Annotated in this window: 16 protein-coding genes; 13 read left to right on the top strand and 3 right to left on the bottom strand. The window is 47.9% G+C overall.

Going from position 1 to position 16,074, the window contains the following annotated elements; all coding sequences use genetic code 11:
- Positions 1-8 precede the first annotated feature (8 nt).
- The 3 genes from CDO84_RS16690 to slrR form a co-directional block, all read right to left on the bottom strand.
- Positions 9-200: a hypothetical protein gene (locus tag CDO84_RS16690; protein WP_040081745.1), complete on the bottom strand. Its 192-nt coding sequence runs from the start codon at positions 198-200 to the stop codon at positions 9-11.
- 2 nt (positions 201-202) lie between these two features.
- A complete protein-coding gene (locus CDO84_RS16685; RefSeq protein WP_040081746.1) occupies positions 203-1,672 on the bottom strand; it encodes a para-nitrobenzyl esterase in 1,470 nt (489 codons plus the stop codon).
- A gap of 75 nt (positions 1,673-1,747) precedes the next feature.
- Positions 1,748-2,206, bottom strand: a complete 459-nt coding sequence (slrR, locus tag CDO84_RS16680) for an HTH-type transcriptional regulator SlrR (RefSeq protein WP_014665457.1) — start codon at positions 2,204-2,206, stop codon at positions 1,748-1,750.
- 245 nt (positions 2,207-2,451) lie between these two features.
- On the opposite strand from slrR, the gene CDO84_RS16675 reads away from it, so the two are divergent.
- The 13 genes from CDO84_RS16675 to CDO84_RS16615 all read left to right on the top strand — a co-directional run bounded on the left by CDO84_RS16675 (position 2,452) and on the right by CDO84_RS16615 (position 16,074).
- Positions 2,452-3,156, top strand: a complete 705-nt coding sequence (locus CDO84_RS16675; RefSeq protein ID WP_014665456.1) for a YveK family protein — start codon at positions 2,452-2,454, stop codon at positions 3,154-3,156.
- A 5-nt stretch (positions 3,157-3,161) separates the two neighbouring features.
- Complete coding sequence (epsB, locus tag CDO84_RS16670) at positions 3,162-3,845, top strand: protein tyrosine kinase EpsB (protein WP_040081747.1); 684 nt, start codon at positions 3,162-3,164, stop codon at positions 3,843-3,845.
- 234 nt (positions 3,846-4,079) lie between these two features.
- Positions 4,080-5,900: a polysaccharide biosynthesis protein gene (locus CDO84_RS16665; RefSeq protein WP_197071813.1), complete on the top strand. Its 1,821-nt coding sequence runs from the start codon at positions 4,080-4,082 to the stop codon at positions 5,898-5,900.
- Between the two features lie 11 nt (positions 5,901-5,911).
- A complete protein-coding gene (locus CDO84_RS16660) occupies positions 5,912-7,057 on the top strand; it encodes a glycosyltransferase family 4 protein (RefSeq protein WP_040081749.1) in 1,146 nt (381 codons plus the stop codon).
- Complete coding sequence (gene epsE, locus CDO84_RS16655) at positions 7,054-7,890, top strand: glycosyltransferase EpsE (protein ID WP_040081750.1); 837 nt, start codon at positions 7,054-7,056, stop codon at positions 7,888-7,890. Before CDO84_RS16660 ends, epsE begins: the two co-directional genes overlap by 4 nt.
- Entirely contained in the window at positions 7,883-9,037 is a 1,155-nt protein-coding gene (locus CDO84_RS16650; protein ID WP_040081751.1) for a glycosyltransferase family 1 protein, read from the top strand. The genes epsE and CDO84_RS16650 overlap by 8 nt, the downstream gene beginning before the upstream one ends.
- Complete coding sequence (gene epsG / locus CDO84_RS16645; RefSeq protein WP_040081752.1) at positions 9,034-10,137, top strand: biofilm exopolysaccharide biosynthesis protein EpsG; 1,104 nt, start codon at positions 9,034-9,036, stop codon at positions 10,135-10,137. The genes CDO84_RS16650 and epsG overlap by 4 nt, the downstream gene beginning before the upstream one ends.
- 24 nt (positions 10,138-10,161) lie before the next feature.
- On the top strand, positions 10,162-11,196 hold the full coding sequence (locus tag CDO84_RS16640; protein WP_014665450.1) for a glycosyltransferase family 2 protein: 1,035 nt from the start codon (positions 10,162-10,164) through the stop codon (positions 11,194-11,196).
- 4 nt (positions 11,197-11,200) lie between these two features.
- Positions 11,201-12,277, top strand: coding sequence for a polysaccharide pyruvyl transferase family protein (locus CDO84_RS16635; RefSeq protein WP_040081754.1), 1,077 nt, complete (start codon positions 11,201-11,203; stop codon positions 12,275-12,277).
- Positions 12,274-13,308, top strand: coding sequence for a glycosyltransferase (locus tag CDO84_RS16630; protein ID WP_040081755.1), 1,035 nt, complete (start codon positions 12,274-12,276; stop codon positions 13,306-13,308). Before CDO84_RS16635 ends, CDO84_RS16630 begins: the two co-directional genes overlap by 4 nt.
- Positions 13,305-14,822 carry an MATE family efflux transporter gene (locus CDO84_RS16625; RefSeq protein ID WP_040081756.1) on the top strand — a complete coding sequence of 506 codons (1,518 nt, stop codon included), beginning with the start codon at positions 13,305-13,307 and terminating at the stop codon, positions 14,820-14,822. The genes CDO84_RS16630 and CDO84_RS16625 overlap by 4 nt, the downstream gene beginning before the upstream one ends.
- Positions 14,819-15,427, top strand: a complete 609-nt coding sequence (locus CDO84_RS16620) for a sugar transferase (RefSeq protein WP_014480945.1) — start codon at positions 14,819-14,821, stop codon at positions 15,425-15,427. The genes CDO84_RS16625 and CDO84_RS16620 overlap by 4 nt, the downstream gene beginning before the upstream one ends.
- Complete coding sequence (locus CDO84_RS16615; protein WP_040081757.1) at positions 15,424-16,074, top strand: acetyltransferase; 651 nt, start codon at positions 15,424-15,426, stop codon at positions 16,072-16,074. Before CDO84_RS16620 ends, CDO84_RS16615 begins: the two co-directional genes overlap by 4 nt.

Here is a 16,074-nt window from a genome sequence, read left to right as displayed (position 1 = left end):
AAAGAGAATTACTTCTCTTTCCCGGGTTTTTTTTTTGCTGAGTATGTGGGAACCATCATAATTCCCGCGAAAAACAGTGTGATGCCAGTCCAGCGCATAGGCTGGTAATAGGCTGTGTCCCGTAAACATAACACGGCCGATAAAATAATGATACAAGCTGCCACAACAATGACAGCACCAATATATCCTGTTTTCCTCATGTTTATTCTCCTTTTGAAGGGAATAATTTCTGCCTTTTTTCAGAATCCGGATCGTTTTCGATCACAATCTCCGAATCAAAAATCAGCGTCTCTCTCGTTTCTTCGTGATACGCCGGCCAATTCACAGCTTCGGTGCTTGGGTTTCCTGTTTTGGCGAACGTGATCCATGCTGATTGTATCGTGTGAGAAAGCTGTTTCACCTCATCCGTAACCTCCGCGTTTGCCATCCGCTTCAACCCATCCAGATTTCCAAAGACAAAAGGAAGCTCTAATGCGTGAAACGCTTTATTGTACGGCGGCTTCTCCGGGTGCCAATCGAACCTGTACATCCAAACCGGGGCGTAGTGGGACTGTGCGGATGCATAGGCAACGGCCGGGCGCCAAAATAACAAATCAGTCATCATGTGAATCTGGCTTTCCAGAGAACGCGGATACAGATCGGCGGCTTTCTTGGCCAGCGGCTGCCCTAATAAATACTCGAGTGCAGCATCAAGCGTTTCCTGAGAATGAACGTCTGAATCAGGGGTGAAAAATAAATATCCTTCATCACGGGTTGTTCCGATTAATAGCGGAATGCCGGCAGCAGCCCCTTCTGCTATTGCTTTTTCTGGTTCAGCAGGCAGTGTTTTCGGATCAAGGGCGGGCTGGAAAAACAGATGAAAGATATTCTCTTTTTCTGCGATCCGAAGCTGATCCGCCGCTTTTAGCAAATCTTCTGCAGAAACCGTATGCAATTGATCCAGTTGGCTCTCGTTAATCCCAAGGATTTGTAACAAGGCTGCCGCGGTGCTCGCCGCTTGTTCTTTCGTCATCGTTCGAGAAGCGCCGCTTTCCATGATGGCTTTCTGGTACAGGCCTTTTGCCGCAGGCATTGCGAGCAGCGCGGCAATGCTCATGCCGCCGGCGGATTCTCCAAATACTGTTACGTTATCGGGATCACCGCCAAACGCTGAGATATTCTCCCGCACCCATTTCAGTGCGGCGGCTTGGTCTAAAAGCCCAAGGTTATCGGAATACGCCTCATCAAATGAAGACAAGTGCAAAAAGCCAAACGGCCCCAGCCGATAGTTCAGTGTAACGACAATGACTTCTCCCTGCGCCGCAAGTTTTGATCCGTCATACAATGGATCACTGCCCGCTCCAAGATAAAAAGCGCCGCCGTGAATCCACACCATGACAGGCAGGTTTTGACTTGGAGTGTCAGGCGCAAATACATTGAGATACAAGCAATCCTCGGACTGGCGCGGCAGTTCAGCATACGATAGTGAAAGTAAATCAGTCGGCTGCGGGCAAACAGGGCCATAGGCTGTAGCATCAAGTACATCTTCCCACGCTTCAGGCGGCTCAGGTGCTTTAAAACGCAATTGTCCGACAGGCGGCTTGGCAAAGGGGATGCCTTTCCATATATGTACGCCGTTTTCCGTTGTGCCTTTTACTTTGCCGTAATGAGTCGTTACTGTTTGATGAGTCATTGTGTCCTCTCCCTTTTTCACCCATTATAAACAGATTTACCCTAAAGATGCGAACGTTAGCCCTCTAGCCGATCATCATCTTCCCATCGTTTTTAAAAAGGATTTGACTTCATGGACAGTCAAGCCGATTTCTCTTGCTTCCGCCATCAGCGCTTTCCATTCTTCTATATTGGATTCCGTCAGTTTACGGTTGCGGTAAGAAGCCGTTTCAGGCTGTTCTTTCTTGAGTCTGTTCGTAAAAGTGAACAATTCTTCCTTTTCCATTCCGGCTTGTACGGCTTGCACTAAATGTACGCGCCACTCCTCTTCACCGCCGCTGATTTTTTCATACATCATTGTTTCTGCGTCAAATAATTCTGTTAATTCCACATCAAGTGTCGCTGAAACTTTTTTTAAAAATTGAACGGATGGATTCGTGTGAACGCCTCTTTCAATCTTGCTTAAATAGGATTTGGATACGCCTGACTCAACCGCCAGCTGATTAATAGAATAGCCTTTTCTTTTACGGTATAAACGGATAATTCTTCCAATCATAATGTGAAATTCTCCTCTATTCCTGTCGTTATTTCGTTCATTATAAGGAATTATTCGTTCTTTATAAAATTTAAAATAATAAGGGAAGTGCAGTAAATTAGAGGAAAATCATGATTTTGTTCTCTAAAGAGAACTTATTGGCTTATTTTGCAATTTTTAAATAATACTATTTTCTTTTATAATCCAATCATTAACAGAAAGGGGCGCGGGAAGCCAGCCGCGGGAAGGCTGAAGGCTATGAATACATGAATGAGAATATGAGTTTTAAAGAATTATATGCGATTGTCAGACACAGATTCGTGCTGATTCTGCTCATCACAATCGGCGTTACCCTGATTACGGGTTTTGTGCAATTTAAGGTTATTTCACCGACCTATCAGGCGTCGACACAGGTGCTGATTCATGAATCAGACGGTGAAGAAAACTCGAATCTCAGTGACATCCAGCGAAATCTTCAGTATAGCAGCACGTTCCAATCGATTATGAAAAGCACTGCCTTGATGGAAGAGGTCAAGGCGGAATTGCACCTATCTGAATCGGCTTCCTCGCTGAAAGGAAAAGTAATCACCAGCAGTGAAAATGAATCAGAAATTATCACCGTTGCCGTCCAGGATCACGATCCGGCGAAAGCGGCTGAGATTGCGAACACATTAGTGAACAAGTTTGAAAGAGCAGTAGATGAAAGAATGAATGTACAAGGCGTACATATATTATCAGAGGCGAAGGCTTCGGAAAGCCCGATGATCAAGCCGGCCCGGCTGCGAAATATGGTCATGGCTCTTGGCGCTGCTGTCATGGGCGGCATTACACTGGCATTTTTTCTGCATTTTCTCGATGATACGTGCAAAAGCGCACGGCAGCTCAGCGAGAGAACCGGATTGCCATGCTTAGGCTCCGTTCCTGATGTTCAAAAAGGGCGGAATCGCGGGATAAAACATTTCGGGGAGTGAAGCGAGTGATCTTTAGAAAAAAGAAAGCAAGGCGGGGTTTGGCTCAAATATCTGTTTTACACAATAAATCAGTTGTTGCGGAACAATATCGCACCATCCGGACAAACATTGAGTTCTCATCTGTCCAGACCAACTTGCGATCCATCCTCGTCACCTCCTCTGTGCCTGGTGAAGGTAAATCGTTCAGTGCAGCGAATCTTGCGGCTGTCTTTGCGCAGCAGCAGGAAAAGAAAGTGCTGCTGGTGGATGCCGATTTAAGAAAGCCGACCATCAATCAGACGTTTCAGGTTGAGAATGTAACCGGGCTGACAAATGTGCTGGTCGGTAATGCTTCACTCAGTGAGACGGTGCAAAAGACGCCGATCGATAACTTATACATCCTGACAAGCGGCCCGACCCCGCCAAATCCGGCAGAACTGCTGTCTTCAAAAGCAATGGGAGATTTAATATCTGACATCTATGAACAATTCAGCCTCGTCATCTTTGATTCCCCTCCGCTTTTGGCTGTTGCCGATGCTCAGATTCTGGCAAATCAGACAGACGGCAGCGTGCTCGTCGTTTTAAGCGGAAAAACAAAAACCGATACCGTCCTGAAAGCAAAGGATGCACTGGAACAATCCAATGCGAAGCTGTTAGGCGCTCTTTTAAACAAAAAGAAAATGAAAAAATCGGAACACTATTCCTACTAGTTTTTGGAAAGGTGATGTCTCCTGACCTGTATCAATGGAGGCACTCGGCTCTGCTGTGGGCAGCTGAAGTTGCTGCCTTAGATGCTGGTCGTCGCTGGCGGGGCGTGAGGATGGGTTAAATGCCCACTTATCTGATATATACATAGGACGTGTTGTCGGTTTAGCTGCTGCCGATGTTTTGGAGAGACGAAAACCGCCGCAGCTAAACCGATAAAAGAATTAGGGGGGAATAGGTTGAGTTACCGGAGAAGACTGTCAATGATTATTGCGCTGGATACTTACCTCGTTTTAAATTCAGTTATTGCAGGATATCAATTTTTAAAAGATTCCTATCAATTTTATGACTCCGGAGCATTACTGCTTACCGCTGTCAGCTTGCTCCTCAGCTATCATGTGTGTGCTTTCCTGTTCAATCAGTATAAACAGGTGTGGACATACACCGGGCTCGGCGAGCTGCTTGTCCTGCTTAAGGGCATTACGCTTTCCGCCGCTGTGACCGGCGTCATTCAGTATGCTGTGTATCATACGATGTTCTTCCGTCTGTTAACCGCGTGCTGGGTGCTTCAGCTTTTGTCCATTGGAGGGACGCGTATTTTATCCAGAGTATTAAACGAAAGCATTAGAAAAAAACGCTGCGCCTCATCCCGCGCGCTGATTATCGGGGCGGGCTCAGGCGGGACTCTGATGGTCAGGCAGCTGCTTTCGAAAGATGAACCTGATATCATACCTGTCGCTTTTATTGATGACGACCAAACGAAACATAAATTAGAAATTATGGGTCTGCCTGTAATCGGCGGAAAAGAAAGTATCATGCCTGCGGTGCAAAAGCTCAAAATTAACTATATTATTATTGCCATTCCTTCACTCCGCACCCATGAGCTTCAGGTGTTATATAAAGAATGTGTGCGAACCGGAGTTAGCATTAAAATTATGCCTCATTTTGATGAAATGCTGCTCGGCACACGAACTGCCGGACAAATCAGAGATGTAAAAGCTGAGGATTTGCTTGGCAGAAAGCCGGTGACCCTCGACACTAGCGAAATTTCAAACCGCATCAAAGGAAAAACAGTTCTCGTCACGGGAGCGGGCGGATCAATCGGCTCGGAAATCTGCCGGCAGATCAGCGCGTTTTTGCCTAAGGAAATCATTCTGCTCGGCCATGGGGAAAACAGCATTCATTCGATTTATACAGAGCTGAATGGACGATTCGGCAAACACATTGTGCTCCATACGGAAATCGCTGATGTGCAGGACCGCGATAAAATGTTTACCTTGATGAAAAAGTACGAGCCGCATGTTGTCTACCATGCAGCTGCCCATAAGCATGTCCCTTTAATGGAACACAATCCTGAAGAGGCGGTCAAAAACAATATTATCGGAACAAAAAATGTCGCGGAAGCAGCCGATATGTCGGGAACTGAGACATTCGTGCTGATTTCATCGGACAAAGCGGTGAATCCAGCCAATGTAATGGGGGCGACAAAACGGTTCGCGGAAATGATTATTATGAATCTTGGAAAAGTCAGCAGTACCAAATTTGTTGCTGTCCGCTTCGGCAATGTACTCGGGAGCCGCGGCAGCGTCATTCCGATTTTCAAAAAACAAATTGAAAAAGGCGGCCCTGTGACAGTAACACATCCGGCAATGACCCGCTATTTCATGACGATTCCCGAGGCATCAAGGCTTGTGATTCAGGCTGGGGCATTGGCGAAAGGGCGCCAGATTTTCGTTCTCGATATGGGAGAGCCCGTAAAGATTGTGGATCTGGCCAAAAACCTCATTCATTTGTCAGGCTACACGACAGAGCAGATACCAATTGAATTCACAGGCATTCGTCCCGGCGAAAAAATGTATGAAGAATTACTGAACAAAAATGAAGTCCACGCTGAACAAGTCTTTCCAAAAATTCATATCGGTAAAGCAGTAGACGGCGATTGGCCGGTGCTGATGCGCTTTATCGAGGATTTCACTGAACTGTCGGAAGCCGACCTGAGAACGAGGCTGTTTGCGGCAATCAATACATCAGACAACATGACGGCTGCCAGTGTTCATTAGGGGGAGTGAAAATGACGAAAAAGATATTGTTTTGCGCGACTGTTGATTATCATTTTAAGGCCTTTCACCTCCCTTATTTTAAATGGTTCAAGCGAATGGGCTGGGAGGTTCATGTCGCCGCGAGCGGACAAACCAAGCTGCCGTATGTGGATGAGAAATTCTCCATCCCGATTCGCAGGTCACCATTTCACCCTCAGAATCTGTCCGTTTATAGGCAGCTGAAGAAAGTGATCGACACCCATGAATACGACATGGTTCATTGCCATACACCGGTAGGCGGCGTTCTCGCCAGGCTGGCGGCGCGGCAGGCGCGGCGGTGCGGAACGAAGGTGCTGTACACAGCGCACGGCTTTCACTTCTGCAAAGGGGCACCGATGAAAAATTGGCTTCTATACTATCCGGTCGAAAAGTGGCTTTCAGCATATACGGACTGCCTGATCACGATCAATGAAGAGGATTATACACGGGCGAAAGGACTTCAAAGGCCGGGCGGAAGGACGCAGAAAATACACGGCATTGGCGTCAATACCGAGCGTTTCCGGCCTGTTAGCCCGAAAGAGCAGCAAAGACTCAGAGAAAAACACGGATTCCGTGAAGATGATTTTATATTGGTTTATCCGGCTGAGCTTAATGTGAACAAAAATCAGAAGCTGTTAATTGAAGCCGCAGCCTTGCTAAAAGAAAACATTCCTTCGCTCCGCCTTGTGTTTGCCGGGGAAGGGGCAATGGAACAAACGTATCGAACGTTAGCTGAAAAGCTTGGCGCTTCCGCCAATGTCCGTTTTTACGGCTTTTGCCGCGACATACATGAGCTGATCCAGCTTGCAGATGTATCTGTTGCATCCAGCACGAGAGAGGGCCTTGGCATGAATGTGCTTGAGGGAATGGCGGCAGAAAAACCGGCGATCGCCACAGATAACCGCGGGCATCGGGAAATCATCCGCGACGGAGAAAACGGTTTTCTGGTCAAAATCGGTGACAGTGCTGCTTTTGCCCGCCGGATTGAACAGCTTTACCACAAGCCGGAACTCTGCCGAAAGCTTGGACAGGAAGGCCGAAAAACAGCCTTGCGCTTTTCGGAGGCGCGAACGGTGGAAGAAATGGCAGATATTTATTCCGCGTACATGGATATGGATACAAAGGAGAAAAGCGTATGAACTCAGGACCGAAAGTTTCTGTCATTATGGGCATTTATAATTGCGAGCGCACGTTGGCAGAAAGCATAGAATCCATACTCAGCCAATCCTATAAAAATTGGGAGCTGATTTTGTGCGATGATGCGTCAACAGACGGCACGCTCCGCATCGCGAAGCAGTATGCCGCGCATTACAGCGACCGCATCAAACTGATTCGAAACAAAACAAACAAGCGGCTTGCCGCATCATTAAATCATTGTCTTTCGCATGCGACAGGCGATTATATCGCACGTCAGGACGGAGATGACCTTTCGTTTCCGCGCCGTCTGGAAAAGCAGGTCGCGTTTTTAGAAAAACACCGCCACTATCAGGTGGTTGGCACCGGCATGCTTGTGTTTGATGAATTTGGCGTAAGAGGCACCCGCATCCTGCCTTCTGTTCCGGAGCCGGGCGTCATGGCAAAAGGGACCCCATTTTGCCACGGCACGATTATGATGAGAGCGAGTGCCTACCGCACGCTGAAAGGCTACCGGTCGGTGCGCAGGACGAGACGAATGGAGGATATCGATTTGTGGCTTCGCTTTTTTGAAGAGGGCTTCAGGGGCTATAATCTTCAGGAAGCCTTGTATAAAGTGAGGGAAGACAGCGATGCATTCAAACGGCGGTCATTTACGTATTCGATCGACAATGCCATCCTTGTCTATCAGGCGTGCAGACGCTTGAAGCTTCCTATATCTGATTACATATATATCGCAAAACCGTTAATCCGCGCGTTTATGCCCGCAGCCGTGATGAATCGCTACCACAAAAAAAGAGTAATGAACCAAAAGGAAGGGCTTGTCAAGCATGAATAGCGGCCAAAAACGCGTGCTCCATGTTCTCAGCGGCATGAACAGGGGAGGTGCGGAAACCATGGTGATGAATTTATATCGGAAAATGGACAGAAGCAAAGTACAATTTGATTTTTTAACGTATCGAAATGATCCGTGCGCTTACGATGAAGAGATTTTATCCTTAGGCGGGCGGCTTTTTTATGTCCCGAGCATTGGGCAAAGCAATCCGCTTACATTTGTGAGGAATGTGAGTAACGCGATAAAAGAAAACGGGCCGTTCAGCGCCGTTCATGCGCATACAGATTTCCAAACGGGTTTTATCGCCCTTGCGGCAAGGCTCGCCGGAGTGCCGATCAGGGTCTGCCATTCCCACAATACGTCTTGGAAGACCGGCTTCAATTGGAAGGATCGCTTGCAGCTGATGGTGTTCAGGCGGCTCATCTTGGCGAATGCGACAGCGCTGTGTGCCTGCGGAGAGGATGCGGGCAGGTTTTTATTTGGACAGTCCAACATGGAGCGGGAGCGTGTTCACCTCCTTCCGAACGGGATTGATCTTGAGCTGTTCGTCCCAAATGGGCAGGCGGCTGATGAAGAAAAAACAGCCCGCGGTATTGCAGCTGACCGGCTCATCATTGGCCATGTGGCCCGGTTTCATGAAGTGAAAAACCATGCGTTTCTCCTGAAGCTTGCCGCACATCTCAAAGAAAGAGGCGTTCGCTTTCAGCTTGTTCTCGCAGGTGACGGGCCGCTGCGTGAGAAAATGGAAGAGGAGGCGCGGCGGCAGGATCTGTTGTCAGAGGTTCTCTTTTTAGGCACTGAAGACCGCATTCATGAATTGATGCGTACATTCGATGTATTTGTCATGCCGTCTCTGTACGAAGGCTTGCCGGTTGTGCTTGTGGAAGCGCAGGCGTCGGGGCTTCCATGCATCATTTCAGACAGCATTACAGAAAAAGTCGACGCCGGGCTCGGGCTTGTCACAAGATTAAGTCTCTCTGAGCCGATCAGCGTTTGGGCTGAAACCATTGCAAGAGCGGCCGCCGCAGGCAGGCCGAAGCGCGAGCTCATCAAGGAAACACTCGCCCAACTTGGCTACGATGCACAGCAAAATGTAGGAGCGCTGCTGAATGTATACAACATCAGCACGGAAAAGGACAATAACCGATGATTGTATATGCCGTCAATATGGGGATTGTCTTTGTTTGGTCTTGGTTCGCTAAAATGTGCGGCGGCCGTGACGATTCGCTTGCCACAGGGTATCGGCCGAATAAGCTTTTGATCTGGATTCCGCTAGCTTCACTTGTGCTCGTGTCAGGTCTCCGCTACCGAGTTGGCACGGATTTTCAGACGTACACACTGCTGTACGAATTGGCGGGCGATTATCAAAATGTGTGGCAGATATTCGGTTTCGGCACAGCGAAAACAGCGACAGATCCGGGGTTTACCGCACTCCTTTGGCTGATGAATTTTATCACAGAAGATCCGCAAATCATGTATTTTACGGTTGCGGTCGTGACCTATAGCTTTATTATAAAGACACTCGCCGACTATGGCAGGCCGTTTGAGCTGAGTGTCTTTTTATTTTTGGGAACCTTTCATTATTACGCGTCTTTTAACGGCATCAGGCAATACATGGTGGCAGCTGTTTTGTTTTGGGCGCTCCGTTATATCATCAGCGGGAACTGGAAGCGATATTTCCTGATTGTGCTGGTCAGCTCGCTCTTTCATTCGTCCGCGCTGATTATGATTCCAGTGTACTTTATTATCAGAAGAAAAGCCTGGTCTCCGGCGATATTCGGCCTATCCGCTTTATTTCTCGGCATGACCTTTTTATATCAAAAATTTATTTCTGTGTTTGTCGTTGTACTTGAAAACAGCTCATACAGCCATTATGAAAAATGGCTCATGACAAACACAAATGGAATGAATGTGATCAAAATCGCTGTTTTGGTTCTGCCGCTGTTCCTTGCATTTTGCTATAAAGAACGACTGCGGAGTCTGTGGCCGCAAATTGATATTGTCGTCAATTTGTGCCTGCTAGGTTTTTTGTTCGGCCTTTTGGCCACAAAGGACGTGATTTTTGCCAGATTCAATATTTATTTCGGCCTGTATCAAATGATCCTAGTCCCTTATTTCGTCAGGATATTTGATGAAAAATCGAACGCTCTTATCTATATTGCTATCGTTGTTTGTTATTTTCTTTACAGTTATTTGCTTATGCCGGTTGATTCATCGGTTCTGCCTTACAGAACGATTTTTTCCCGGTAATTTATGCACGAGGAGCCGGTCATTATGGAAACACCTGCGGTTAGTCTGTTAGTCGCTGTTTATAACACAGAAACATATATCAGAACGTGTCTCGAATCACTGCGGAACCAGACAGTGGACAATATTGAAATCATCATCGTCAATGACGGTTCAGCTGACGCCAGCCCGGATATCGCGGAAGAATACGCCAAAATGGACAACAGGTTTAAGGTGATTCATCAGGAAAACCAGGGGCTCGGTGCGGTTCGGAATAAAGGCATTGAAGCTGCACGCGGCGAATTTATCGCGTTTATCGATTCAGACGATTGGATCGAGCCTGATTATTGCGAGCAGATGCTCCGCGCAGCAGGCGATGAAACTGATCTGGTCATTTGCAATTACGCCGCGGAGTTTGAAGATACTGGCAAAACCATGGACTCAGACATTGCCCAAACCTATCAGGATCAGCCGAAGGAGCATTATATCAAGGCATTATTCGAAGGGAAGGTCAGAGGGTTTTCATGGAACAAACTGTATAGAAGAAGCATGATTGAAGCCCATCGGCTGTCGTTTCCGCTCCGAGGCGAGCTGGAGCATGTCGAGGATCAGTTTTTCAGCTTCAGGGCTCATTTTTTCGCCCGCTCGGTATCCTATGTAAAAGCGCCGCTCTATCATTACCGAATTCACCTTTCCTCCATTGTGCAGCGCTATCAGAAAAAACTGTTTGAATCAGGGCTTGCGCTGTATGAGGCGAATGCGGCGTTTTTACAGGAGAACAACAAACTGGAGGAGTACCGCAAGGAGCTTGATACCTTTATCGTTCTTCACAGCAGCATCTGTATGCTGAATGAATGGAAAACGAGCGGCAGCCGCCGGCTGTTTGAAAAGCTTAGAAATGTTGGCGTGATATGCGCGGACCCGGTGTTTCAAGAAAGTCTTTCAAAAACGGGAACAGCGCCTTTTGACGCAAAACGGTCATGCCTGCTTCTGATGGCGAAATACAGAATGATTCCGTTCGTCGCGATGGCATCGGCTGTGTATCAGCGGGTGATCGAGTACAAAATGAGAAACAGAGGGTGAGGACATGTCGTTACAATCGTTGAAAATTAATTTTGCAGAATGGCTGCTGCTTAAGGTCAAATACCCGTCCCAATATTGGCTGGGAGCGGCAGACCAGCCGGTAAAGGCCGCAGCACATCAGAAAAAAATCATACTGACCCTGCTGCCGTCACATGACAATTTGGGAGATCACGCAATTGCTTATGCCAGCAAGACATTTCTTGAGCAAGAATACCCGGACTTTGACATCATCGAGGTCGATATGAAGGACATTTACAAATCAGCAAAAAACCTGATCCGCTCGCGCCATCCGGAGGATATGGTCTTTATCATCGGCGGCGGAAACATGGGGGATTTATACCGTTATGAGGAGTGGACACGCCGCTTCATCATTAAAACATTTCATGACTATCGGGTTGTCCAGCTTCCGGCAACGGCTCATTTTTCCGACACGAAAAAAGGGCGGAAAGAGCTGAAGCGGGCACAGAAAATTTATAATTCGCACCCGGGCCTGTTGCTGATGGCGCGGGATGAAACAACGTATCAATTTATGAAACAGCATTTTCAAGAAAAAACAATTCTGAAGCAGCCGGACATGGTGCTGTATTTAGACAGAAGCAAGGCCCCCGCAGAGCGCGAAGGGGTTTATATGTGTTTGCGCGAGGACCGGGAAAGCGTGCTTCAGGAGGAGCAGAGAAACCGGCTCAAAGCTGCGCTATATGAGGAATTCGGCGAGATCAATGCCTTTACGACAACGATTGGGCGCCGGGTCAGCCGCGATACACGGGAACAAGAGCTTGAAGCACTGTGGTCTAAGCTGCAAAGCGCAGAAGCCGTCGTCACAGACAGGCTTCATGGCATGATTTTTTGCGCGCTGACAGGAACGCCGTGTGTTGTTATTCGCTCCTTTGACCATAAGGTGATGGAAGGCTATCAATGGCTCAAAGACATCCCATTCATGAAGCTGATTGAAGATCCGGAGCCGGAGCGTGTAACAGCCGCAGTCAATGAGCTTTTAACAAAAGAAACACCCCGTGGCGGCTTTCCGAGAGATGTGTATTTTAAAGGTCTGCGTGACAAAATCAGCGGTGAAGCGCAATGACCCCGCTCGTCAGCATTATTGTCCCGTTGTATAATGTTGAACCATTTATAGGGGAATGCATTGATTCTTTGCTTGGCCAAACGCTTTCTGATATTGAAATCATCCTCGTGAATGACGGAACACCGGATCGGTCAGGCGAAATTGCAGAGGATTATGCAAAAAGGGATGCGAGAATCCGGGTCATTCATCAGGCAAACGGCGGGCTTAGTTCAGCGCGAAATACGGGAATAAAGGCCGCGCGGGGCACTTACATCGGCTTTGTAGACGGAGACGATTATGTATCATCAGCCATGTTCCAGAGGCTGGCTGAAGAAGCGGAGCAAAATCGGCTCGACATCGCCGGATGCGGTTTTTACAAGCAGTCACCGGACAGGCGGACATATGTGGCGCCGCAGCTTGAGGCAAACCGCGTGCTGACAAAAAAAGAAATGACTGAATGGCTTAAATATGCTCACGAAACGAGATTTATCTGGTATGTATGGCGTTATCTTTACCGCCGTGAGCTTTTTGATAGGGCGAATCTGATGTTTGAGGAAGACATCCGTTTTGCTGAAGACTCTCCCTTTAATTTGTCCGCTTTTCGCGAAGCGGAGAGGGTGAAAATGCTTGATGAAGGATTGTACATTTATCGTGAAAACCCGAACAGCCTGACAGAAATTCCTTATAAGCCGGCGATGGATGAACATCTTCAAAAACAATATCAGGCTAAAATCGCATTCTACAATCACTATGGCTTAGCAGGCGCATGCCAAGAAGATCTGAATGTGTACATTTGCAGGCACCAGCTTCCGATGCTTTTGGCAAATGCCTGTGCTTCTCCGAATTCGCCGAAAGACATCAAAAAAAAGATCAGACAGATTTTGTCCTATGACATGGTGCGGCAGGCTGTCAGACATACACCGTTTCAGCATGAGAAATTATTAAGAGGAGAGCGTTTGATATTGGCACTGTGTAAATGGCGGCTCACTTTTCTCATCAAGCTGTTTTTCGAGCAGCGGGGGACGATGAAAGGCAGTGCGAAGCAGGCATGAAATTCACGATAAACTTCAGCGCGAATCTCACGGCTTTTCTCTTGTCTGTTTTCCTATCGGTTTGGATGACGCCTTTTATTGTCAAAACGCTCGGTGTGGAAGCGTTCGGCTTTGTTCACTTGACACAAAATGTGATTAATTACTTTTCGATTATCACCGTGGCTCTCAGCTCGGTTGTCGTTCGCTTCTTTTCTGTTGCTGCCCACAGGGGAGAGCGGGAGAAAGCAAATGCGTATATCAGCAATTATTTAGCGGCCTCTGTTTTGATTTCATTTCTTCTCTTGCTGCCGCTTGCGGGCTCGGCTTCTTTTGTTGACCGCGTTATGAATGTGCCGCAAGCGCTTTTGGCTGATGTGCGTGTGTCGATTTTGATCGGCAGTCTGCTGTTTATCTTAACGTTTCTGACGGCTGGTTTCGGGGCTGCACCATTTTATGCCAACCGCCTTTACATCACAAGTTCCATTCAGGCGGTGCAAATGCTTGTACGCGTGCTGTCTGTGCTGCTCCTGTTTGCATGCTTTGCGCCAAAAATCTGGCAGATCCAGCTTGCCGCTTTAGCTGGTGCTGTCATCGCGTCTGTACTGTCTTTCTATTTCTTCAAAAAGCTGATTCCATGGTTTTCGTTCCGTATGAAAGATCTTTCATTCCGCACAAGCAAGGAGCTGTTTCAAGCGGGCGCATGGAGCTCCGTCAATCAAATCGGCGTCCTGCTTTTTTTGCAGATTGATCTGTTAACCGCCAATTTGATGCTTGGAGCGTCCGCATCCGGGAAATACGCGGCGATTATCCAGTTTCCGCTGCTTTTGCGCAGCTTGGCCGGAACGGTCGCATCCCTGTTTGCGCCTATCATGACTTCATATTATTCAAAAGGCGATATGGACGGATTGATGAATTACGCCAATAAGGCAGTGAGGCTGAATGGCCTTTTGCTTGCACTTCCTGCTGCCTTATTGGGCGGGTTGGCGGGGCCTTTTCTGACAATCTGGCTCGGACCGTCCTTTTCGTCGATAGCACCGCTTTTATTTATTCATGCCGGATACTTGGTGATCAGTCTCGCCTTTATGCCGCTGTTTTATATTTGGACCGCTTTTAATCAACAAAAAACACCGGCGATTGTTACCCTGCTGTTAGGCGCAGTGAATGTGGTGCTGGCCGTCACGCTGAGCGGGCCGGCTCATCTCGGTCTGTACGGCATAACATTGGCCGGGGCGATTTCCCTTATTTTAAAGAATGCCATCTTTACGCCGCTTTACGTATCCCGCATTACAGGCTGTAAAAAGCACGTGTTCTTTAAAGGCATCATCGGGCCTCTTTCAGCCGCTGTGTTTGCCTGGACGGTTTGTAAGGCCATGCAGTTTGTTGTGAAGATTGACGGCTGGACGTCACTGATAGTGACGGGAGTGACAGTCAGCTTTTGCTATGCTGTTTTCGCTTTTATGCTCGTTTGTACAAAAGAGGAAAGACAGCTGGTACTAAAACGGTTTCGAAAAACGAAAGGAGCTGTGAATCTTTGATCCTGAAACGACTTTTTGATCTGACGGCCGCCATTTTTTTGTTGTGCTGTACGAGTGTGATCATTCTGTTCACCATCGCCGTTGTCAGGCTGAAAATAGGATCACCTGTCTTCTTTAAGCAAGTAAGGCCGGGCCTGCACGGCAAACCGTTCACCCTGTATAAGTTCCGGACAATGACGGATGAACGGGACAGTGAAGGAAATCTGCTGCCCGATGAAGTTAGGCTGACGAAAACAGGCAGGCTGATCAGAAAGCTAAGCATTGATGAGCTTCCGCAGCTTCTGAATGTTCTGAAGGGCGATCTCAGCCTTGTCGGGCCGCGGCCGCTTTTGATGGACTATCTGCCCCTTTATACAGAAAAACAGGCCCGGCGCCATGAGGTGAAGCCGGGTATCACAGGCTGGGCGCAAATCAATGGCAGAAACGCGATTTCCTGGGAAAAGAAATTTGAATTAGATGTTTGGTACGTTGACAACCGATCATTTTTTCTCGATTTGAAAATTCTATGTTTGACGGTGCGAAAGGTTCTTGTTTCAGAAGGGATTCAGCAAACCAATCATGTGACCGCGGAACGGTTTACCGGAAGCGGAGATGTGTCCTCATGAAAAACGTGGCCATTGTGGGTGACGGCGGACACGGAAAGGTGATCAGAGAGCTGATTAACGCCCGCGCAGATACGCGTTTAGCCGCGGTGCTGGATGATAAATTCAAAACGTTCGAAGGCGGAAAAGAATGGTACACAGGCCCGCCGGAAGCTATTAGTGAATTGCGCAGGCTCATTCCCGATGTGCTGTTTTTGATTGCTGTTGGAAATAACAGTGTCAGAAAACAGCTGACTGAACGACTGGGACTGAAGAAAGATGATTTTATTACATTGATTCACCCGTCAGCCATTATCAGCAAATCGGCTTCTATCGGGGAAGGGACAGTGATTATGGCGGGCGCAATCATTCAGGCGGATGCGCGAATCGGCGCCCACTGCATCATCAATACGGGCGCAGTGGCAGAGCATGACAATCAAATCAGCGATTACGTTCATCTGTCCCCGCGTGTCACACTGTCAGGAGCGGTTTCCGTTCAGGAAGGCGCTCACGTTGGAACCGGTGCGTCCGTCATACCGCAGATCACAATCGGGGCTTGGAGCATTGTCGGCGCCGGCTCTGCGGTAATCCGTTCCATACCGGATAGGGTAACGGCGGCCGGGGCACCGGCACGCATCATTTCTTCCATTCAAACATCAAACAAAGGATGA

The organism is Bacillus sp. MD-5, from assembly GCF_002201875.1.
GTDB classification, from domain to species: domain Bacteria; phylum Bacillota; class Bacilli; order Bacillales; family Bacillaceae; genus Bacillus; species Bacillus stercoris.
This window is presented reverse-complemented; position numbering and strand designations above follow the sequence as displayed.